The organism is Streptomyces sp. NPDC059787, from assembly GCF_042732315.1.
Classification (GTDB): domain Bacteria; phylum Actinomycetota; class Actinomycetes; order Streptomycetales; family Streptomycetaceae; genus Streptomyces; species Streptomyces atrovirens.
The window spans coordinates 1-20934 of the sequence record NZ_JBHWHX010000020.1 but is presented as its reverse complement, the minus strand read 5'-3'; the positions used below and the strand labels follow the sequence as shown (position 1 = coordinate 20934).

Annotated in this window: 19 protein-coding genes; 8 read left to right on the top strand and 11 right to left on the bottom strand. The window is 72.3% G+C overall.

Annotated elements, in window-relative coordinates; all coding sequences use genetic code 11:
* Window positions 1-151: 151 nt before the first annotated feature.
* The 5 genes from ACFV5H_RS20225 to ACFV5H_RS20205 all read right to left on the bottom strand — a co-directional run bounded on the left by ACFV5H_RS20225 (window position 152) and on the right by ACFV5H_RS20205 (window position 5243).
* Window positions 152-802, bottom strand: a complete 651-nt coding sequence (locus ACFV5H_RS20225) for a CoA transferase subunit B (RefSeq protein ID WP_385196360.1) — start codon at window positions 800-802, stop codon at window positions 152-154.
* A complete protein-coding gene (locus ACFV5H_RS20220; protein WP_385196358.1) occupies window positions 802-1584 on the bottom strand; it encodes a CoA transferase subunit A in 783 nt (260 codons plus the stop codon). The genes ACFV5H_RS20225 and ACFV5H_RS20220 overlap by 1 nt, the downstream gene beginning before the upstream one ends.
* A 210-nt stretch (window positions 1585-1794) precedes the next feature.
* A complete protein-coding gene (locus tag ACFV5H_RS20215) occupies window positions 1795-3429 on the bottom strand; it encodes a bifunctional 3-(3-hydroxy-phenyl)propionate/3-hydroxycinnamic acid hydroxylase (RefSeq protein WP_385196355.1) in 1635 nt (544 codons plus the stop codon).
* Window positions 3430-3433: 4 nt separating this feature from the next.
* The gene (locus ACFV5H_RS20210; protein WP_385196353.1) at window positions 3434-4360 is read right to left on the bottom strand and encodes a VOC family protein; all 927 of its coding nucleotides are present in this window, start codon (window positions 4358-4360) and stop codon (window positions 3434-3436) included.
* A gap of 40 nt (window positions 4361-4400) precedes the next feature.
* Window positions 4401-5243, bottom strand: a complete 843-nt coding sequence (locus ACFV5H_RS20205; RefSeq protein ID WP_385196350.1) for a fumarylacetoacetate hydrolase family protein — start codon at window positions 5241-5243, stop codon at window positions 4401-4403.
* A 196-nt stretch (window positions 5244-5439) separates the two neighbouring features.
* On the opposite strand from ACFV5H_RS20205, the gene ACFV5H_RS20200 reads away from it, so the two are divergent.
* Window positions 5440-6333 carry a FadR/GntR family transcriptional regulator gene (locus ACFV5H_RS20200; protein WP_385059556.1) on the top strand — a complete coding sequence of 298 codons (894 nt, stop codon included), beginning with the start codon at window positions 5440-5442 and terminating at the stop codon, window positions 6331-6333.
* Window positions 6334-6381: 48 nt separating this feature from the next.
* On the opposite strand, the gene ACFV5H_RS20195 is transcribed toward ACFV5H_RS20200, so the two are convergent.
* Genes ACFV5H_RS20195 through ACFV5H_RS20185 form a run of 3 tightly spaced genes read right to left on the bottom strand, consistent with a single transcriptional unit; the run spans window position 6382 to window position 9460 of the window.
* Complete coding sequence (locus ACFV5H_RS20195; protein WP_385059553.1) at window positions 6382-6963, bottom strand: nuclear transport factor 2 family protein; 582 nt, start codon at window positions 6961-6963, stop codon at window positions 6382-6384.
* A gap of 33 nt (window positions 6964-6996) precedes the next feature.
* Complete coding sequence (locus ACFV5H_RS20190) at window positions 6997-8442, bottom strand: amidohydrolase family protein (protein WP_385196347.1); 1446 nt, start codon at window positions 8440-8442, stop codon at window positions 6997-6999.
* A gap of 58 nt (window positions 8443-8500) precedes the next feature.
* Window positions 8501-9460, bottom strand: a complete 960-nt coding sequence (locus tag ACFV5H_RS20185; protein ID WP_385196345.1) for an amidohydrolase family protein — start codon at window positions 9458-9460, stop codon at window positions 8501-8503.
* Between the two features lie 76 nt (window positions 9461-9536).
* Between ACFV5H_RS20185 and ACFV5H_RS20180 the strand changes: the two genes are divergently transcribed.
* Complete coding sequence (locus tag ACFV5H_RS20180; protein ID WP_385196342.1) at window positions 9537-10373, top strand: IclR family transcriptional regulator; 837 nt, start codon at window positions 9537-9539, stop codon at window positions 10371-10373.
* 97 nt (window positions 10374-10470) lie between these two features.
* On the opposite strand, the gene ACFV5H_RS20175 is transcribed toward ACFV5H_RS20180, so the two are convergent.
* Entirely contained in the window at window positions 10471-11043 is a 573-nt protein-coding gene (locus ACFV5H_RS20175; RefSeq protein ID WP_385196339.1) for a flavin reductase family protein, read from the bottom strand.
* A 308-nt stretch (window positions 11044-11351) separates the two neighbouring features.
* Between ACFV5H_RS20175 and ACFV5H_RS20170 the strand changes: the two genes are divergently transcribed.
* Window positions 11352-12560 (top strand): acyl-CoA dehydrogenase family protein, encoded by a 1209-nt coding sequence (locus tag ACFV5H_RS20170; protein WP_385059563.1) that lies wholly within the window; start codon window positions 11352-11354, stop codon window positions 12558-12560.
* Window positions 12561-12568: 8 nt separating this feature from the next.
* On the opposite strand, the gene ACFV5H_RS20165 is transcribed toward ACFV5H_RS20170, so the two are convergent.
* Together ACFV5H_RS20165 and ACFV5H_RS20160 are read right to left on the bottom strand one after the other, a co-directional pair.
* A complete protein-coding gene (locus ACFV5H_RS20165) occupies window positions 12569-13936 on the bottom strand; it encodes a PucR family transcriptional regulator (RefSeq protein WP_385196336.1) in 1368 nt (455 codons plus the stop codon).
* Between the two features lie 177 nt (window positions 13937-14113).
* Window positions 14114-14794 carry a GntR family transcriptional regulator gene (locus ACFV5H_RS20160; protein ID WP_385196333.1) on the bottom strand — a complete coding sequence of 227 codons (681 nt, stop codon included), beginning with the start codon at window positions 14792-14794 and terminating at the stop codon, window positions 14114-14116.
* A gap of 117 nt (window positions 14795-14911) precedes the next feature.
* On the opposite strand from ACFV5H_RS20160, the gene ACFV5H_RS20155 reads away from it, so the two are divergent.
* From ACFV5H_RS20155 to ACFV5H_RS20135, 5 genes are all read left to right on the top strand, one after another.
* On the top strand, window positions 14912-15775 hold the full coding sequence (locus ACFV5H_RS20155; RefSeq protein WP_385196330.1) for a fumarylacetoacetate hydrolase family protein: 864 nt from the start codon (window positions 14912-14914) through the stop codon (window positions 15773-15775).
* Window positions 15776-15856: 81 nt separating this feature from the next.
* The gene (locus tag ACFV5H_RS20150) at window positions 15857-16813 is read left to right on the top strand and encodes a VOC family protein (protein WP_385196327.1); all 957 of its coding nucleotides are present in this window, start codon (window positions 15857-15859) and stop codon (window positions 16811-16813) included.
* An 11-nt stretch (window positions 16814-16824) separates the two neighbouring features.
* Window positions 16825-18447, top strand: coding sequence for a bifunctional 3-(3-hydroxy-phenyl)propionate/3-hydroxycinnamic acid hydroxylase (locus ACFV5H_RS20145; RefSeq protein ID WP_385196325.1), 1623 nt, complete (start codon window positions 16825-16827; stop codon window positions 18445-18447).
* Window positions 18444-20462, top strand: coding sequence for an acetoacetate--CoA ligase (locus ACFV5H_RS20140; RefSeq protein WP_385196322.1), 2019 nt, complete (start codon window positions 18444-18446; stop codon window positions 20460-20462). The genes ACFV5H_RS20145 and ACFV5H_RS20140 overlap by 4 nt, the downstream gene beginning before the upstream one ends.
* A gap of 228 nt (window positions 20463-20690) precedes the next feature.
* On the top strand, window positions 20691-20934 hold a 244-nt coding region (locus tag ACFV5H_RS20135; protein ID WP_385196320.1), incomplete at its 3' end, for an acyl-CoA dehydrogenase family protein.

Sequence of the window (20934 nt, the reverse complement as noted above, 5' to 3'; positions counted from 1 at the left end):
TGAGGCGGCGGCTCATGGCCGCCCCGGCCGCGAGGCAGGGCAGCCTCGGACAGGTCGCGGCCGGGGCGGGGCCCGGGCGGTTCCGAAGACGCGCCGGCCGGTTCCGCCGGCCCGGTTGCTGTCCGGGATCACGGGCCGGCGGAAGTCGGGCTCATCCCGGCAGGGCGTCCTGGGGAACGTGCACCGGTGCCGCGGTGGCGGTGGCTACCTGCTCCGGGGTGACGCCGGGGGCCGTCTCCACCAGGACGATTCCGCCGTCGGTGACGTCGAGGACGGCGAGGTCGGTGATGATCCGGTGGACACAGGCGCGCCCGGTCAGCGGGAGGGTGCACGCGGGAACGATCTTCGGGCTGCCGTCCTTCGCGGTGTGTTCCATGAGGACGATGACGCGGCGGGCGCCGTGGACGAGGTCCATGGCACCGCCCATGCCCTTGACCATCCTGCCGGGGATCATCCAGTTGGCGAGGTCGCCGTTGGCGGAGACCTGCATGGCGCCGAGCACGGCGGTGTCGATGTGACCGCCGCGGATCATGCCGAAGGACAGCGCGGAGTCGAAGAACGCGGCGCCGGGCAGGACGGTGACGGTCTCCTTGCCGGCGTTGATCAGGTCCGGGTCGACGGCGTCGTCGGAGGGGTAGGGGCCGGTGCCCAGGATGCCGTTCTCCGACTGGAGCACCACGTGCACGCCCTCCGGCACATGGCCGGGGATGAGGGTGGGCAGTCCGATGCCGAGGTTGACGTAGTCGCCGTCGTTGAGTTCGGCTGCCGCGCGGGCGGCCATCTCGTTGCGGGTCCAGGCCATCAGGCGGCCACCGTTCCTCGTGCCGCAGGCGCGGAGATCGTGCGCCGTTCGATCTGCTTGTCGGCCGCCTCTCGCGGGGTCAGGGCGACGACGCGCTGGACGAACACACCAGGCAGGTGGATCTCGTCCGGACCCAGCACGCCCGGCTCGACCAGTTCCTCGACCTCGGCGACGGTCACGCGGCCCGCCATGGCGGCCAGGGGGTTGAGGTTGCGGGCGGACTTGTCGAAGACGAGGTTGCCGTGCCGGTCCCCGCGCGCCGCCCGCACCAGTGCGAAGTCGCAGGTGATGGCCTCCTCCAGCACGTACTCGCCGTCGCCGAAGGTGCGGGTCTCCTTCGCCGGGGAGGCGATGGCGACGGAGCCGTCGGCGTGATGGCGCCAAGGGATGCCGCCGTCGGCGAGCGGGGTGCCGACACCGGCGGGGGTGTAGAAGGCGGGGATGCCGCAGCCGCCTGCGCGCAGGCGTTCGGCGAGGGTGCCCTGGGGAACGAGTTCGACCTCCAGCTCGCCGGACAGGTACTGACGGGCGAACTCCTTGTTCTCGCCGACGTAGGAGCCGGTGACGCGGGCGATGCGGCCGGCGCCGAGCAGGATGCCCAGACCGTGGTCGTCGGTCCCGCAGTTGTTGGATACCACCCGCAGCGAGCCCGCGCCCTGTACGTACAGGGCCTGGATGAGGGTGCTCGGTATGCCGCACAGACCGAAGCCGCCGACGGCGAGTGAGGTGCCTTCACCGATGTCGGCCACGGCGTCGGCCGCGGAGAGGGATGTCTTGTCCATGAACGTCCTTCGGAAATCTCGCAGGGGGCGGGCACTTCGCAGGGTGACGCCGATCGGCGTCCGGGCCGTGCGGCAGCGGCGGCAGGGCCCGGACGCCGGGCGGTGCGCCCGGCTCGTGGCGGACCGGGTTCGGCGGCGGACGGACTGTGCGGTGGTCCGTCCGCCGCGGTCGGGAGGCGCGTTCGTGCCCCTGGTGCGGAACGCGGGTGCCTACTGTTCGGCGACGGCCGTCAGCGGCCCGGGCGCCGGGGTGCGGTCGGCGGTGGCGGCGGGCCGCCGCAGCTGCTCGCGCAGCTGGCCGACCAGTTCCCGCAGGCCCGGTCCGTCGATGGCGGCGCCGAACAGGTAGAAGTCGGGCCGGACCACGGCGGCGACGTGTCCGTGCTCGCGCATGTGGGGCAGGTAGCCGCCGGGCGCGTCGAGGTAGCCGTCCGGCGGGGCGTTGTCCTCGTACAGCGGGACGAGGGTGGCGCCGATGCCGGCGAGGAAGTCGCGGTCCGTGGCGTCGAGCGACTCCCACGGGTCCGTGCCGTCGGTCAGGACCGTGAAGCCGCCGCCGGTGAGGTCGTCCAACAGGGCGGTGCGGCCCTGATGGGTGACCTCGTACTGCGGGGTGAGGTGACCGGTGTCCGGGGCCCGACCGCCGTCGGGACCACGCTGGAGGACGCCGTCGCCCAGGACGGGGGGCGGGGTGGGCGGCAGCGCGTGCCGCGGGTCCGCACCGGTGGCGATCATGCGGGCGTCCCTGGACTTCGCCTCCTCGGGGTCGAGGACGCAGATCACCTGCCCCAGGGCCAGGGACATGCCGATGGCGTGCTGGACGTGCTCGCTGCGTTCGGAGGTGTAGGTGTCCAGCAGCGCGGGGTCGGCCCTGCCGTCGAGGACGAGGTCCAGTTTCCAGGCCAGGTTGACGGCGTCGCGCAGTCCGGAGCACATGCCCTGTCCGGCGAACGGCGGCATCTGGTGGGCGGCGTCACCGGCGAGGACGAGCCGGCCCTCGCGCCAGCGGTCCACCCAGCGGGCCTGGAAGGTGTAGACGACGTGCCGCTCGATCGTGGTGTTCTCCGGCGTACGGCCCCACGGCTCCAGCAGGCGCCAGGCCGTCTCCAGGGTGCTCAGCTCCTCGACGCTCTCGTGCGGCAGCCGCAGGAACTCCCAGCGGCGCCGGCCGGGGCCGCCGGAGACGATCGTCGTGGGCCGTTCCGGGTCGCACAGCTGCCAGTTCATCGGGGACCACTCGGCCTGCTCGTGCGGCCGGGTGTCGACGATCAGCCAGTCGTGGAAGAAGCCGAGGTCGGTGACGGAGGTGGCCATGCCGGAGCGGACGAAGCTGTTCGCCCCGTCGGCACCGATGACGTAGCGGGCCCGGACCTCACCGGCACCGTCGGTGCCGTTTGTGGTCAACCGGACTGTCTCGTCGCCGAGTTGCAGATCGGTGACCTCACAGCCACGGCGCACGGTGACCGTCGGCCGGCTCTCGGCGGCCTTGGCGAGGACGGCCTCCAGCCGCGGCTGGCAGAAGAAGCTGGCGGTGGGCCAGCCCGAGGGGCCGTCGCCGGACCAGTCGATGCGCACCAGCGGCTCGCCGGCGGCGTTGCGCCACTCGTAGTGGTCGGGCACCGGGTCGGTGACCGCGCGTACCTCCTCCGCCACGCCGGCGGCCTGGAAGATGCGGCCGATCTCGTGGTCGAAGTGCACGGCGCGGGGCAGGTCGTAGGGGCTGGGCCAGCGCTCCAGCGCGATGACGTCGTGGCCGGCCCGTCCCAGCAGCAGGGACAGCATCTGGCCGACGGGTCCGAAGCCGACGATCGCGACGTCGTACACCTTCGAAGAGCTTCTGCTCACGGCTCTACCTCGGCTCACTGTGCGTACCGGTCATCAGGGCGGCGAGATCCTCGGGAGCGAGGAAGGAGGGCGGGGGCGGGGGTCCCCAGTCGAACAGCCCCTTGGCGCCCTCCAGGACCTCCGGCGTCCAGAGCTGGTCGTCGACGATGCAGTCCATGTCGGAGTAGTACTCGCTGAAGTTGCCGGCCGGGTCCTTGAGGTACCAGAAGAAGTTCGAGCCCGCGTGGTGCCGTCCGAGGCCCCAGATGTGCCGCTCGGGGTGGTCCTGGAGCATCGCGGCCGCGCCGCGGCCGACCTCGTCGATGTCGTCGACCTGCCAGGAGGAGTGGTGCAGGAAGGCGACCGGCGCGGCCAGGACCAGGATGTTGTGATGGTCGGTGGAGCAGCGCAGGAACGCCCCGTGTCCCTTGATGTAGTCGGAGGCCTTGAAACCGAGGCCGTCGCGGAAGAACGCGGTCGTGGTGTCGAAGTCGGTGGTGCCGACGACGGCGTGGCCGAGCTTGCGCGGACGGACGCGGTCGGTGCGCAGGACTCCGGCCGCGCGGGCACCGGTGCGGTCGGGGCGGCCGGGACCGTTGTAGACGGTGGCCGCGACCGGGTCCTGGACCAGGCGGGGGGTGACCTCCAGGACGGCGCGTACGGCGGTGGCCTCGTCGTAAGCGGTGAGCGTCCCGGCGTCGACGACGGCCTCGGTGCCGAGCCGCTTCAGCCGGGAGGCGGCCGCCGCCAGATCATCAGGTGTGTCGACGCCGACGCGTACCTCCACCAGGCGGCGGGCCGGGGTCTGGACGATGCGGAGCTGACGTCCGCCGTCCCGGGTGGTGAACCAGCCGTCGCCGTCGGGGGTGAGACCGAAGTCGGTGTAGTAGGCGGCGGTCTCGGCGACATCGGGGACCCCCATGGTGATGGAGGTCAGACGGTGCAGTGCCATGAAGGACTCCCTTGTCCGTCGGGGCCGTCTGAGCCCGGGCTCAGGCGACGAAGGTCTGGCGCAGCTCGCCGATGCCCTCGACGGTGCTGACGAGTTCGTCACCGGCGGCGAGGAAGCGCTGTGGGTCACGGCCGAGGCCGACGCCGGCCGGGGTGCCGGTGAAGACGACGTCCCCGGGCAGCAGGGGCAGCACGGCGGACAGCCCTGCGATCAGCGCCGGCACGGAGAGGATCAGATCGCGGGTGCGGCCCTTCTGGACCTCCTCGCCGTTGATCGCGCAGCGCAGTTCGAGGTCGTCGGGGTTCTCGAACTCGTCCGGCGTGACCAGCCAAGGACCGATGGGGGCGAAGCCGGGGTAGGACTTGCCCAGGCTGAACTGCGGTGCGGGGCCGGCCAGTTGCACCACGCGCTCGGAGATGTCCTGTCCGACGGCCAGACCGGCGACGTGGCTCCAGGCGTCGGCCTCGGACACGCCTTCGGCGCGACGGCCGATGACGGCGACCAGCTCGACCTCCCAGTCGGTGTGGCCGTCCGCCGGCAGCTTCACCTCGGTGACCGGGCCGCTGATGCTGGTGACGAACTTGGTGAACACCGGCGGCAGCCCCTCGGGCGCCGCGAATCCGGACTCCGAGGCGTGATCACGGTAGTTGAGACCGATCGCAAGGGTCTGCCTCGGGGCCGGGGCCGGGGAACCCAGGTCGGCCGGCTCGAACCTCGAACCCGCGGACAGGTCGGCGACGGCGGCCCAGGCACGGAACTCCTCCCACCGCTCGTAGACGGCCTGCGGATCCGCGGCGAAGCGGCCACCACTGGCCTTTTCGACGTCTACAGCACGACCGTCGACAATGAGGGCCAGACGGCCGGAGAGGTTGGCTATGCGCATGATGTGTCTCCCGGACTGGGGAAGGAGGCGGAACGCCCGAAGCCGCGTCGGCGTGGGCGGCCGCTCGACTACCGAAGGACGCGCAGATGGGACCCGCCGGCGACAACGGACCCTTGCTCCCCCATCGGTAATTCAGCATGATGATTACCCTGATGTTGCGCTCCGGTGAACCGCAGCGTCAAGGGATCTCGGCAAAATGAACATGATGAATATGACGACTCGAGGAGACGATGTGGGTTCCACCCCCGACCACGCTGCACGGCGCGGCGCCCCGGACACGGCTCCGTCCGGCGGCCACAGTGGCGCCGACCTGCGCCGCGGCGGGCCGGCGGCCGGGGGGCCGCCTTCGGCTCGGCGCGGCCGGGGACCGGACGTACCACCTCGGCAGACACCGTCGGGACGTGCCGAGCACGCCGCGGACAGGGTCGCGGAGCTGATCGAGAGCGTGCCGCCCGGCTCCCGGCTGGGCACCAAGGAGGAACTTCGGACACTGTGCGAAGTGTCCGTGGGAACGTTCAACGAGGCGCTGCGGCTCCTTCAGGCACGGGGCCTGGTCACCGTCAAGCCCGGCCCGGGCGGCGGACTGTTCAGTGCCGAACAGTCCCCGATGGTCCGCCTCGGCAACTCCGTCCTGGCCCTGGACGCGAAGGCGAACGACGTCGCCGACGCCGTGCGCATCCGCGACGCCCTCGACCCGCTGCTGATCGAGGACGCCCTCTGGCACGCCTCGCCGGCCGATGTCGCGGGACTGCGCCGTCACATCACCGCCATGGAACACGCCGTGGACGCGGCGGATCCGGTCGCCTTCGTGCACGCCAACTGGCGCCTGCACGCCGCCATCGCCGCGATCAGCCCGAACGCGCTGCTCAGCTCGCTGTACACCCATCTGCTCGATCTGATCGAGAGCCACACGCTGTCCGTGCTGCCCACGAGCGACCAGCCCCTGAACGAGTACATCGCGCACCGGCACGTACTGCACCGCGACCTGGTCGACGCCCTGGACCGGCGCGACCGCGACGAGGCGCTGCGGCTGATCCACGAGCACAACACCAGTCTTCAGCCCGCCGAGGACTCCGCCGCACACCGTTGAGGCTGCCGGTACGGCCACTGACCGGCCGCTGTCCCCGGCCGGGCGGGCTCAGCCCCGTAGCCACCTCAGTGTCTCGGCGTAGAAGGCCGCCGTGCGCTCGGGCCGGTCGTCGCCGAGCAGGTCGGTGGCCACGTCGTAGCCGCGCCGGGCCAGGTGCCAGGCGAGGACCGCGTACGGCGCGCGGTGGCGGGCGAGGTCCTCGGGGGGAAGGGTGATGTGCCCGCCCGGGAGCGCGGGGTGGAGGGTGTCGCGCTCGTAGACGCAGTCCAGTGCGACGATGCCCCAGCGGCCGTCGCGTCGTTCGAGGCGGTGGACGATGCGGGTGCAGGAGACGAGGTCGGCGGTGACGCCGTCGACGTCGGTCCGTACCTCGATGGCGGCGGGTGTCTCGACGAAGGCGCGGTCGCCCACGATCCGGACGGCGGGCGGGGACAGGCGGTGGACGCTCGCGTCCCCGCGCCCGGACATGGCCTCGGAGGCGTCCACGAAACCCGGCCCGTCCCCCCGGTACCAACTGAGGGTCACGGTGGAGTCGGGCCAGTAGCAGGCCCGCATCTGGTCCCACCAGCCCCGGTCACGGCCCTGGCGTTCCAGCAGCACGGTCTGGGTGACGACGTCGATGTCCGTCATGGATGTTCCTCCTGTCATGTCGCGGGTCCGGGATCAGTGAGCGCCGGGCTTGGCCGCGACGCGTTCCAGGACCGCGTCGAGGTCGGCGCGGGACCACCAGGAGCCGTCGCGCATCACCCCCGCGATCAGGTGCAGGGCGGTGTGGTCCCGCAGCGGGTCCTGGTCCAGGAGCACCAGGTCGGCGGGCATGCCGGGGACGACCCGGCCGAAAGAGCCCTCCTCGCCCAGGAACCTGGCCGGCTCGGTCGTCGCCATCCGCAGAATGGTCAGCGGGTCCAGTCCGGCCTCGGCGAGGTGGTCGAACTCGTCGTGGAGACCGAAGCCGGGGATGATGCCCGCGGCCCCGCACGCGTCGGAACCCGCGACCATCGGGACTCCGGCGTCGGCGAAGGTCCTGGTCATCCGCAACTGCGCGGCCCAGTGGCCGCGCAGGGCTTCGCGGGTGGCGTCGGGAAGCCTGGAGAACTTCCTCGCCGACTTGTCCCACGCACGCAACTCCTCGGGGGCCATGTAACGGCGTCGGGGGTCCGCGGTGTGTTCCCGGGAGTCGCCGAACTGCTGCGTGTGGACCCGGATCAGGGTCGGGCACTGCCAGGTGGTGTGCTCGACGAAGAGGGCGGCCAGTTCCTCCGCCTTCCCCTGGTCGTAGGAGCCGTCGGCGAGCTCATAGGCGTGGGCCTCCGCTTCGGAGGTGCTCGTCGCGGGGTTCACCGCCATGCCTTTGACCAGCTTCATCGCCAGCCTGTCGGCACCGGGGAACTTCACCTTGGGGATCGGCGGGAGCCTGCGGGCGGCGTTGGTGGCCCGAACCTCGGCCTCGCGGGAGGATGCCGCGGCGAACACGGTGACACCCGGACCGAGGTGCTCGATCGACCACACCCCACCGCGCGCGGCCTCCCGGGGATCGAGATCGGCCGGCAGGTGACCGCCCAGCAGGATGCCGAGCCGGTTCGCCTCCTCGAGGGCGGCCATGAACGTGGTGCGGGTGGTGGCACCGGCCTTGATGAAGTCGGCACCGTCCCGGTGCTGTTCCCGGACGGCCCGCACCGCTCCCTCGACCGTGCTCGCGTTCAGCGGGGTCAGCAGGTCGCCGGCGGTCGCCTTGAGCGCCGGTGCGCCGGTCGGCCGGGGCAGCCTGCCCTCGCGCCGGGACTTCAGCAGCTCCCTGCTGCCCGACATCTGGCGGAAGCCGACGACACCGCATGCGAGCATCAGCGCATAGGTGCCGTCGACGTCCTCAGGAGTGTTCAAGGCGTGCATGTGCATGTCCATGAACGCCGGAACGACGAACCGGCCCCGCCCCTCCACCACGTGCGCGTCGGCCACCGGCGCACCGGTCGTCGCCACCGACGTGATCCGGCCGCCCTCGACGGCCACGTCCCGACCCGGGGTGCGGCTCCCGTCCAGCGGGTCGACGACGGTGACGTCCCTCACCACCACACGCCCGTTGATCGCGGACGGCTCAACGTACCTGCTCATGTCGCTCCTTGTTGTGATCGCTGCGGCCCGGTCGCCCGTTCCTCCGGCTGTCGGGCGGTCATGCCGCGTTCGTGGTGAACAGACGGCGTGCGTTGCGGGTGGTGAGGTCCCGCCAGGTGTCGGTGGCGGACGGCTGTACGGCCGAGTCGACGGATTCGATCTGGGCGAGGGCCGCGTCGGCGGGTGTCCAGCAGTAGTCACTGCCGTACAGGAGACGTTCCGTGCCGAACGCCGCGTCGAGCGCCGGGATCTGGCGCGGGAAGGGCGTTCCGGCCATGTCGTACCAGAGGCGGCCCAGCTGTTCCACGGCGTTCGGTGCTTCCCCGGGGTCGCCACCCAGCAGGGCGCGGAACAGTTCCATGCGGTCGGCGACCAGCGGCAGCACTCCCCCGCCGTGGGTCAGGACCCAGCGGATACCCGGATGGCGGGTGAGGACGCCGCGGAAGAGCAGGTCGCTCGCGGCGCGGGCGGTGTCGAAGAGGAACTCCAGCATCGGCCGCGGCCGGTGCAGGGAGAGGTCGTCGGCGTGGGGCGGTGAGGTGGGGTGGACGAAGACGACGGCGCCGCGGCGGTCGAGATCCTCCCACAGCGGTTCGAGCCGGGGGTCGCCGAGGTAGAGGCCGTGGTGGTTGGTCTCCACCGCCACTCCGTCCGCGCCGAGCTCGTCGAGCGCGTGGGCGGCCTCGGCGAGCGAGCCCTCGACGTCGGGCAGCGGCAGGGAGGCGAAGTGCCCGAACCGCTGCGGATGCCCGGTGCGGACCCGGGCGCCGAACGCGTTGACCTCACGCGCGAGGGCGCGGGCCGCGCCGTCGTCCCCGAAGTGCACACCCGGCGAGGAGACCGACAGGTAGGACTTCTCGATCCCCGAGCGCTCCATCAGGTCGAGATGCTGTTCGACGCTCCACGTGGGCCAGCCGGGCATTCCGTCGGGGTGCTCGATGCCGGCGGACCGGGCCGCGGCGACGTAACCGTCGGTGACGAAGTGGGCGTGGACGTCGATGAGTCCGGTCGAGGTCATGCGGGGCTCCTGGGTTGCGGTTCCGTACGGGTGCCACCGTAGGAAGGGAGGCCGTACATTGGCATGAGTGATTCCGATGAATGAAACGCCAGGTTCCGAAGGTGATGTCCGGCCGAGGCGCGGAGGCCGGCCCGCCGAGGGGCAACCGGTCATCGACCGGGCGTTCGCCCTGCTCGACGCCTTTGACAGTGATCACCGTGCGCTGTCCCTCGCCGACCTCGCGCAGCGCAGCGGCATCCCCCGCAGCAGCGCGCTGCGGCTGGCCCGGTCGCTCGTGCACGTGGGCGCCCTGGAACGTCTCGACGACGGCCGCTTCGTCGTGGGGCTGCGGTTGCTGGAGACCGCTTCCCTGGCGCCCCGCGGTCACGGGCTGCGGTCCGTGGCCATGCCGTTCATGGAGGACCTCTTCCACGTCACCCGCCAGCACGTGCTGCTCGCCGTGCGCGACCAGGGGGAGGCACTGCTCGTCGAGCGGCTCTCGGCGCTCGACGCCAGTCCCGTGCGCTACCGCGTGGGCGGCCGTCTTCCCCTGACCTCCACCGGCGTGGGACTGGTACTGCTCGCCTTCGCGCCACCGGCCGTGCAGGATCAGGCCATCGCCGCCTACGAGCCCGGGGACGGGGACGACGACATCCGTACCCCGGCCGACCTGCGCCGTGCGCTCGCGGAGGTGCGGCGCGGTGGCCACGCCCTCGGCCACCAGAGCCACCCCTGGCGGCTGAGCACCGTGGCCGCGCCGGTGCGGGACGGCGACGAGGTGGTGGCGGCGCTGTCGGTCGTGGCGCCCAGCCCCGGTTTCCCGGACGCGGGCTACGGCCCTGCCGTGCGGGCGACGGCCCGTGCGGTATCCCGCCGGCTCTCGCAGGACGGCCACCGTGCGGTCCCTCTCGGCGGTGGGAACACGCGACCATGAGGGTGCGGGCGGACACTGCCGCCCCGTGGGCCGGGCCGTCCGTCACGGACGTCACCGTCGTGACGGACGGCCGGTGGACCGCCGTGCGGACGGCACATCAGACGTTCCACCAGTCGAAGGCGCGGGTGGGCGCGTGTACGCCGCACGCCCGGTCCAGGCGGACCAGTTGGCCGCGGTGGAAGATCAAGGGCTTGTGGCGCCCGCCCGCCGCGGCCAGACGCCGCACCCGGCCCACGACCGCCACGTGGTCACCGGCGGGAAAGCTGTCCTCGACGTCGCACTCGATCCAGGCCGCCGCCCCGCCGAGGCGCGGTGCCGCGTCGGCCGTCAGGTCCCATTCGCCGGTGGCGAACCGGTCCGCCGTCCGGCCGGCGAAGGCCGCGCACACCTGCTGCTGGTTCTCGGTCAGCACGTTCACGCAGAAGTGACCGGACCCGACGATCGCCGCGGCGCTGGCCGAGTTCCGGCCGCAGTAGAACACCACCAGGGGCGGTTCGAGGGAGACGGAGGTGAAGCTGCCCACGGTGACACCCACGGGACCCTGCGGTGTCGCGGCGGTCACCACGCACACCGAGGTCGGCACATGGCCGAGCACCCGGCGGAACACCGCGGGGTCGGCAGTGGTGACGGGCAGGTCTGCCGCCGCGGGGGCGGAAGCGGATACGGACACAGCAACCTCCAGGGAATCGGGAGCCGGACCATGCCGCCTGTGGTCGCACGCGGCGTCGGCGGCGCGGGTCCTCCCAGTGAAGCCACGGTTGCCGCCTCATGACATTGGGCCGGGCGACCAAGCCGGGCGGACGGCCCTGGGCGCCGGGCACAAACCGCGGACGAACTGGTCCGACGGCCCAATCGGCGCGACGAACTCTGCGGTCCCGGACACAGGACAGGGACGCGGACCCGGCGTGGAATCCCGGTAGCGGCGCCTCGCCACCTGAGGTGCGCCGCCGCCTGAGCCGCACAACCCGGGAGGATCCCATGACCACGACCGCAGCCGCCCCGCAGACGACTGCCCCGTCCGCCGCAGCACTGAAGGAGAGCGCGGCAGCGCTGGTACCCCTGCTGCGGGAGAACGCCGCCCGCACCGAAGCGGACCGGATGGTGGCGGAGGAGAACATCGCGGCGCTGACCGAGGCCGGTCTGTTCCGCCTGACCGTGCCGCGGCGCCTCGGCGGCCACGAGACGGACTTCCGGACGTTCCTGGAGATCACCTCCGAGCTGGCGCGCGGGTGCGGGTCGACGGCCTGGGTGACGACCCTGGTCAACGTGTGCAACTGGATGGTCGGCCTCTACCCCGAGCGGGCCCAGCGGGAGGTCTGGGGCGAGGACCCCGACGCGCGGGTGTGCGGGGTGCTGGCTCCCAGCGCCACCACGCGGGCGGTCGAGGGCGGGCTGGTCGTCACCGGCCGGTGGGGCTTCGCCTCGGGCAGCCTGCACTCCCAGTGGGCCTCGCTCGGCATTCCCGTCGTGGACGGCTCCGGACAGCAGATCGACCAGGGCGCCGCTCTCGTCCCGATGCACGAGCTGACGGTCGAGGACACCTGGTACGTGGCCGGCATGCGGGGCACGGGCAGCAACACCCTCGTCGCCGACGAGGTCTTCGTGCCCGCGCACCGCGTCCTGTCGGTGACCCAGGGGGTGCAGGGGGCGTACCCGACCGAGCACAAGGACGAGGCTCTGTACCGGTCCGCTCTGGTTCCGGTGCTGGCACTGGTCCTCGCCGGGCCCCAGGTGGGTCTGGCCCAGGCGGGCATGGACGTGGTCACGGCCTCCCTCGCCAAGGGCCGGGGCATCTCGTACACCTTCTACGAGAAGGCCAGTGAGTCCCCCTCGACGCAGATCCAGCTGGCCGAGGCGGCCCAGCTGATCGACACCGCCAGGCTGCACCTGATGCGGGCCGCCGACGACATCGACAGCTGGGCGGCGCGGGGCGAGTACATGCCGTTCGAGACGCGGGCGCGGGTGCGGATGGACACCGGGTACGTCGCCCGCCGCTCCCGTGAGGCCCTGGATCTGCTGCTGAGCGTCCAGGGCGCCGGCAGCTTCGCCGAGGCCAACCCGCTGCAGCGGATCTGGCGGGACCAGGAGACGGGCAGCCGGCACGCGGTGATCAACCCGGCCATCGCCGGCGAGCTGTACGGGCGGGCGCTCCTGGGCATCCAGGAGCAGGTCACCCCCCTGATCTGAGCGGACCGTCAGGAGCGAGGGCCGTCGTGCGAACCGTTCCCCGCCGGCCGGAGCACCGCGGACCCCAGCGTGTGCGCGGCCTCCAGCGCCGTCATGACCTCGGGCAGCCGGGCCGCCGGATCGTGGCCGAGCAGTTCCTGAGCGCGCTTGACCCGGTAGGTGACGGTGTTGCGTGCCACGTGCAGCTGGGCCGCGGCGACCGTCAGGCTGCGCTCGTTGCGCAGGTACAGGCGCAAGGTCCGGCGCAGCTGGTCCACGGGCCGGCTGTCCACCGCCAGCGCGCCCAGCTGGTCGTCCACGAAGCGGCGCAGGGCGGGCAGGTCGGTGGAGATCAGGGCCGCCAGTTCGACGTCCGGGTAGTCGACGACGGGGCCCGCGTCGTGCGGGTTGAGCCGCACGACCCGGGCGGCGTGCAGCGCGTCCTGGTGCGACTGGCGGAACCCCGCCAGCCCGGTGCGCACCGGGCCGCAGGCGAAGCGGACGCCCTCGGCGGGCCGGAACTCTCCGGGCGCCGGGGCGGCGCCGGGCGCGGTCTGTGGGTCGCCCCACGCCCACACGGTGGTCCGGCCGGTGGGCAGGACCAGTGTCGAGGCGCAGCCGCGCAGGTGCAGCAGTTCGGCCGCCGCCCGCTGGAGATCCCCGGTGACGTCACCGGCCTGGTTGTCGCACCAGGCGACGACGGCCAGGTGGCGTCCTTCCAGGCGGTAGCCGAGAAGTTCGCTCGCGGCCTCCTGCCGTACCGGTCGCCCGTCGAGGATCGTGTGGACGGTCTCCTCGCGGGCGGCGGCGCCGCTGGTGAGCCACCGGTCGTGCTCGGCGAGGTACTCCGCGGTCATCCGGGAGGCGAACCCGTCGGTGAAGCCGAACAGCAGCTCGGAGATGCGGCGGAACTGCTCCGCGCGTTCGGACGGCGGAACCAGCTCCTGACATGCGGTCATCAGGGCGTCGGTCAAGGCCGCGTGGGCGACCCGGATGCCGCGCAGCACCTTGTCCAGGCCGAGGCGCCGCCGGGCGAACTCACGGTCTCCCATGAGGGACTCCTCGGGCATCGCCCGGTCGGAGGCGGGGTCGGCGAGCAGGAGCAGCGTGTGCAGTGCCGCGGCCTCGGTGCCCATCCGCAGGGTCTCGAAGGGTCCCGGTCCGCCGCCCAGTTCCGGGACCTCGCGGGTGATGACGCGGGCCAGCTCGTGACCGACGGCGACCGCCCAGGCGACAGGCCGCGGGCCGAGTCGTTCGGTCGCCTCGGCGAGGCCCTGCGGAGAGCTGGCCGGCGCGGGCGGCGCGTCCGTCCGGTCGGGAGCGGTCCGGTCGTCCGCGTGACCGGGGGTGAGCCGGTGGACCCAGCTGGAGGAACCGTGTTCCTGGTGAGCCGTCATGACGCCGTCCTTGCCGTCGTGAGAGCAGCGTGCGCTGCGTTGCCGCGCCGATCGACCGCGGGCCGGTGCCGCGTCGCACGGTGCCACCGTATGCCGTACCGCACGACCGGGCCCGCCGCCGGTCACGGCCGCCCTGAGCGCCGCGGCCGGTGCCGGGTACGGGATGCCCCGGCCGGGCTACACCACCGCGGCGGGATCCTTCCCGATCACCGTGCGCAGGGCCTCGGAGGTGCGGTCGATGTGCCGGGCGAGCAGGTCGGCCGCACCGTCGGCGTCCCTGCGCAGCACGGCGTCGACGAGCTGCTGGTGTTCGCCCGCCACGTCGCGGTCGACGTCGTGGCCCACGGGCCGGGACCAGCGCCGGTACAGCGTGGCCGCGTCCCGCAGGCTGAGGGCCGCGGCCAGCAGCCGGGTGTTGCCGCACGCCTCCAGCAGGGTCTGGTGGAAGCGCTCGTGCACGGTGAACCATTCGCTGTCCAGGGTGCCGTCGGGCCGCACTGCGCCGAGGCCGGCCAGGTGGTGGTGGGCCGCGACCACGGCCGCCTCCCACTTGATGTCCCCGCGTTCGATCGCCCGGCGCAGCACCAGGGTCTCGAGTGCGATCCGGGCCTCGGTGAGGTCGTTCAGATCGTCCAGGGACACGGTGACCACGCTGAAGCCCTGCTGCGGCGCGGCGTGGACGAGTCCCTGCTCGGACAGGCGGGTGAGGGCCTCGCGCACCACCGACTGGCTGACCGAGAAGCGCTGCGCCAGCTCCACCAGACGCAGACGCTGTCCGGGCCGCAGTACGCCCTGAAAGATGTCCTCGCGGATCCGCGCGTGGACGATGCCGCCTCTAGTCGCCTTCTCACCAGCCATGACCGAGCACCGTAACAGAGAAACGACACTCTCAAAAAATATCGTTAATCTATTGCCTTATCGAGAATGCAGGGCAAGACTTCGACGACAGACATCCCGCACGGCACGGAGGGCCTCATGCGCCTGGCAGACATCGACGGACGACTGGTGATCAAGGGCCCTGAGGGCTACATCGACGCCACGGAGGCCAGCCGCGGCCGCTTCGGCCCGGACGCGCAGTCGGCGTTGACCGACTGGGAGGCGTTCTCCTCTTGGGCCGGGCAGTTCCTGGCGTCACCGGAGGCCGCCAAGGCCCCTGTGGTCGGCACGGACAGCCGCACGGTGTGGGGACCTCCGGTCCCCCGGCCCGCCCAGATCTTCGCGGTCGGCCTGAACTACCGTGACCACATCGCCGAGTCGAAACTGGACGTACCGACCGAACCGGCCGTTTTCACCAAGTTCCGCACCTCCCTGACCGGCCACGAGGCGGCTGTCACCCTGCCCGACGGCCTGGTCGACTGGGAGGCCGAGCTCGTCGCCGTCATCGGCCGGCACTGCCACCACGCGACCCGTGAGACGGCGTGGTCCTACGTGGCCGGGCTGACCGTGGGGCAGGACCTCTCCGAACGCCGCCTGCAACTGACCGGGCCCGCACCGCAGTTCTCCCTCGGCAAGTCCCACCCGGGTTTCGCCCCGATCGGCCCGGAACTCGTCACCACCGACGAGTTCGCCGACCCGGACGACCTGGAACTGGGCTGCCGGCTCGAAGGCGGCGAGGTCCTGCAGAAGAGCCGCACCTCCGCGATGGTCTTCGACGTCCCCGAACTCGTCGCCCGCCTGTCGGCCGTGTGCCCCCTGCTCCCCGGCGACCTGATCTTCACCGGCACCCCGGCCGGTGTCGGCGGCGCCCGCACCCCGCAGAAGTTCCTCGCCCCCGGAGACGTCCTGGTCACCTGGATCGAGGGCATCGGCACCCTGCGCAACCCGATGCTCGCCCCCTGACCCGCCCGCGAGGCCGTGCGCCGACCGGCGACCCCGATGTCCGCGCCACGCCGTCTCGCCGATCCGAAAGAGCCGCGAACCATGTCACTGCACCGACTGACCCAGATCGTCATGGGTGTGCCGAACGTCGAGCGGACGGCCGCCTACTACGCCGACTTCGGCCTCACCCCTGCGTCCGACACCTCCGGCATTCCTGCGGAGGCACCCCGCACGTTCTCGACCGTCGACGGCGGCGAGCAGCTGCGCATCGCGCACTCCCCACGCCGTCGACTCATCGAACTCGGCGTGGGCGCCGACGACCCCGACGACCTCGACCGGGTCGCCGCCTCCCTCGCCCGGCTGGACGTTCCCGCACACCGCACGCCCGACAGCGTGACGGCCGTCGACCCGGGCACCGAGGTCCTGGTCCGTGTGGAGCTCGCCCCGCGCCTGTCGCAGACCCCCGCTCCGGCAGGCCCGTACAACGCGCCCGGTGTCACCGCCCGGCTGCACGAGCGGGCCCCCGGCATCCTGCGCGAGGACAAGGTCCGCCCCCGCAAGCTCGGGCACGTCGTCCTCGGCTCCACCGACCAGGAGACCTCCCAGCGCTTCTTCCTGGAAGGCATCGGCCTCAAGGTCAGCGACACCGTCAAGGGCATGGCCGCCTTCATGCGCTGCTCCACCGACCACCACAACGTGCTCGTGCAGCAGGCGCCCGTCGCCTTCCTGCACCACACCTCCTGGCAGGTCGACGACATCGACGAGATCGGCCGCGGCGCCACCGCCATGCTGGAGACCGACCCCGACCGCCACACCTGGGGCCTGGGCCGCCACCACATCGGCTCGAACTTCTTCTGGTACCTCAAGGACCCGGCCGGCACCTTCTCCGAGTACTACTCCGACATCGACTGCATCGTCGACGACGCCCTGTGGAAGCCGAGCGTCTTCGAGGAGAACGCCCAGGCCCTCTACTCCTGGGGCCCGCCCCCGCCGGCCTCCTTCCTCGCCCCCGAGGACCTCGCGGCCCTGATGACCGGCGCCCACGCACCGGCGCAGTGAGGACGACCACCATGCACCAGCACACCGGCGATCCGGGCCACAGCGACGTCCTCGTCGTCGGGGCCGGCCCGGTCGGCCTGACCACGGCCCTGTACCTGGCCCGGGACGGATGGCGGGTCACCGTCCTGGAACGGTGGCCCACCCCCTACCCCCTGCCGCGCGCCGTGCACTTCGACGACGAAGTGGCCCGCCTGCTCGCCGACGCCGGACTCGGCGACCGGCTGGACGCGCTGTCGGAGCCGGCCGACACCTACGAGTGGCGCAACGCGGACGGCGCCACCCTGCTGCGCTTCGACTGGTCGGGCCCGGGACCGTCCGGCCGGCCGCGCGCCTCCATGACCTACCAGCCCGACCTGGAACGGGCCCTGGCCGAGGCGGTCGAGGCTCGCCCGGAGGTGACGGTCCTGCGCGGCCACGAAGCCGTCGGCCTCGTCCAGAACGAGCGGGACGTCGCCGTCACCACTCAGGACGTCACCGGCCGACGGCACGAGCTGACCGCCGACTGGGTCGTGGGGGCGGACGGCGCCCACAGCTTCGTACGACGCCACATGCCGACGCGGATGACGGACCTCGGGTTCTTCCACGACTGGCTCATCGTCGACGTACGCCCCCACACCCCGCGTGCCTGGAACCCCGTCAACCTCCAGATCTGCGATCCCGCGCGGCCCACGACCGTGGTGTCGGGCGGACCGGGCCGCCGGCGCTGGGAGTTCATGCGGATGCCCGGGGAGTCGGTGGAGGAGCTGAACACCGAAGCCACGGCCTGGCGGCTGCTCACCCCCTTCGAGCAGAGCCCGGACACGTGCGCGCTGGAACGGCACGCCGTCTACACCTTCCAGGCCCAGTGGGCCGACACCTGGCGCTCCGGGCGCCTGCTGCTGGCCGGCGACGCCGCCCATCCGATGCCGCCGTTCGCCGGTCAGGGCATGTGCTCCGGCATCCGGGACGCCGCCAACCTGACCTTCAAGCTCGACCTCGTCCTGCGCGGCGCCGCCGATCCGGCCCTCCTGGACACCTACGGCACCGAACGCGGCGCCCACGTCCAGCACGCCATCGGCATGTCCGTCGAACTGGGCAAGGTCATCTGCGTCACCGACGAGGGCGAGGCCGCACGCCGGGACACCTTCATGACCGGCAACGGTGCCGACCCGGAACGTGCCCTGCCGCCGCTGCCACCGCCGCTGCTGACCGACGGCCTCCTCGCCCGGAGCCGGTCCGGCGCCGGGCGACTGAGCCGGCAGGCGCGCGTCTCCCACCGGGGGCGCACCGGGCTGCTCGACGACGTGGTCGGACGCGGTTTCGTCGTCGCCTCCCCCACCGACCCGCGCACCATGCTGTCCACCCGCCAACTGACGTTCTTGGAACGGATCGGGGCACGTCCGCTGCACCTGGTCCCGCCGGGAACGCGAGTCGACGAAGAGGTGGGAGCCGTCGACGTCGACGGCTTCTACGTGCCCCACTTCGCCGAGGACGGGCTCGCGGGGGTGGTGGTCCGCCCTGACCACTACCTCTTCGGTACTGCCGCGACACAGGACGGCTTCGCCCGGCTCGTCGACGACCTCGAGGAGCAACTGGCCGCCCCTCGTGACACCGCTGTCACGGCACCCGCTCTCGCCCCGGGAAGTGCGTGGTGAGCGCGGTGCAGCGGCCCCGGGCCGCCGAACCGATCTGGCTGCCCGACCCGTCCGAGGCGGCGCGCTCGCGCATCGCCCGGTTCACCGACTTCGTCGCCCGTCGCACCGGCATCACCCACGCCGACTACCGGTCCCTGTGGACGTGGTCGGTCCAGGACCTGCCGGGCTTCTGGTCGGCCGTCGGCGAGTTCTTCGACATCAGGACCAGCGGTACATGGGAGTGCGTCCTCGACGACGCCCCGATGCCGACCACCCGCTGGTTCCCCGGCGCCCGGCTGAACTACGCCGAACACGCCCTGCGCACTGGTGACTCCAGGGACACCGCGCTGATCTCGGTCGGGGAGGACGGCACCACGACCCGCACCACCTGGGCCGAACTCCGCGCCCAGGTCGGCGCGCTGGCCGCGTGGCTGCGTCGGCAGGGGGTGCGAGCCGGTGACCGCGTGGTCGGCTACCTGCCGAACACCTCGCACACCGTGGTGGCCTTCCTGGCCACGGCCTCCCTCGGTGCCGTCTGGTCCGCCTGCGGCCAGGACTACGGCGCGGACGGCGCCGCGAGCCGTTTCGCACAGCTCGAACCGGTCGTCCTCTTCGCCGCCGACGGCTACCGGTGGAACGGACGGCAGCACGACCGCCGTGCGCAGAGCGCCGCGCTGCAAGCCGCGCTGCCGTCCGTCCGGGTCACCGTGCGGGTCCCGAACCTGGGTCTGCCCACCTCCGCGGAGGACGACACGGTGCGCTGGGAGGACGCCCTCGCCGGCCCCGCGGAGTGCGTGTTCGAGCACGTGTCCTTCGACGCGCCGCTGTGGGTGCTGTTCTCCTCCGGCACCACCGGCACGCCCAAGGGCATCGTGCACGGCCACGGCGGAGTCCTGCTCGACCACCACAAACTCCTCGGCCTGCACCTCGACCTGGGCCCCGGGGACCGCTTCCTCTGGTACACCACCACCAACTGGATGATGTGGAACATGGTCGTCTCCGGCCTGCTGGTCGGCTCGACGGTCGTGCTCTACGACGGGAGTCCCACCCACCCCGGGCCCGGGCGCCTGTGGGAACTGGCCGCCGAACACCGCGCCTCCGTCCTCGGCGTCAGCCCCGGCTACCTCCAGGCGTCCGCCAAGGCCGGCCTCGAACCCGGACGCGACCTCGACCTCGGCGCGCTGCGCGTGCTCGGATCCACCGGTGCGCCGCTGCCGGCCCAGTCCTACCACTGGGTCCACGACCACATCGGCCCCCGTGTCCAGGTCGGCTCCACCAGCGGCGGCACCGACATCGTCAGCGGCTTCGCCGGCAGCGCCCCCAACACACCCGTGTGGCCGGGGGAGATCTCCGCCCCGCTCCTGGGCGTCGCACTCCAGGCGTTCGACGCCGCCGGACGGCCCGTCACCGGCGAGGTCGGGGAGCTGGTGGTCACCCGGCCCATGCCCTCGATGCCGCTGTACTTCTGGAACGACCCCGACGGCAGCCGGTACCACCAGGCGTACTTCGGTTCCTATCCGGGTGTGTGGCGGCACGGCGACTGGATGACCCGGACCGCGCACGGCAGCGTCATCGTCTCCGGCCGCTCCGACTCCACCCTCAACCGGCATGGAGTACGGCTCGGCAGCGCCGACATCTACGCCGTCGTGGACGGACTGCCCGGTATCCGCGAGAGCCTGGTCATCGGTGCCGAACTCCCCGACGGGCGGTACTGGATGCCCCTGTTCGTCGTCCTGGAACCCGGCCACGAACTCACCGACGACCTGCGCGGTGCCCTGGCGTCCGCGATCCGCACCCACGCGTCACCACGGCACGTCCCCGACACGGTCATCCAGGTGCCCGCCCTGCCGCACACCCGTACCGGCAAGAAACTGGAGGTCCCCGTCAAACGACTGCTCCAGGGCGCCCGTGTCGACCAGGTCGCCGGCCGGGAGGCCGTCGACGACATCACGGCGCTGGAGTACTTCACCCGGTTCGCCCCCTCCCCCGCCGGTACCGGTCCGTCGGCACCCGGCGCCACCGGGCACACTCCCTGACCACCGGGCCCGCGGTACGGCAGGCGGGCGAGCCGCGCAGAACCGCACACTCTGCCGGCCGAACATCCGAGGGTGTGCCCGGCCCGCTCGTCCCTCGCTTCCGGCCCGCCCGGGCCCGGCCGGTGTGCGGCGCTCCGTTCCTCCGCACGGCAGCGCCGCACACCACCCCCATCCACACCTCGCGCCATCTCGCGCCGCGTGGACCACCCGACGAACGACCGAGGAAACATGCCGGATTTCGACCTGTACCGCCCGTCCGAGGAGCACGACATGCTCCGTGACGCCGTCCGCTCGCTGGCCGAGGCGAAGATCGCGCCGTACGCCGCCGCGGTGGACGAGGAGGCCCGCTTCCCGCGGGAGGCCCTGGACGCGCTGACCGCGAACGACCTGCACGCCGTGCACGTGCCCGAGGAGTACGGCGGCGCCGGCGCCGACGCGCTCGCCACGGTGATCGTGATCGAGGAGGTGGCCC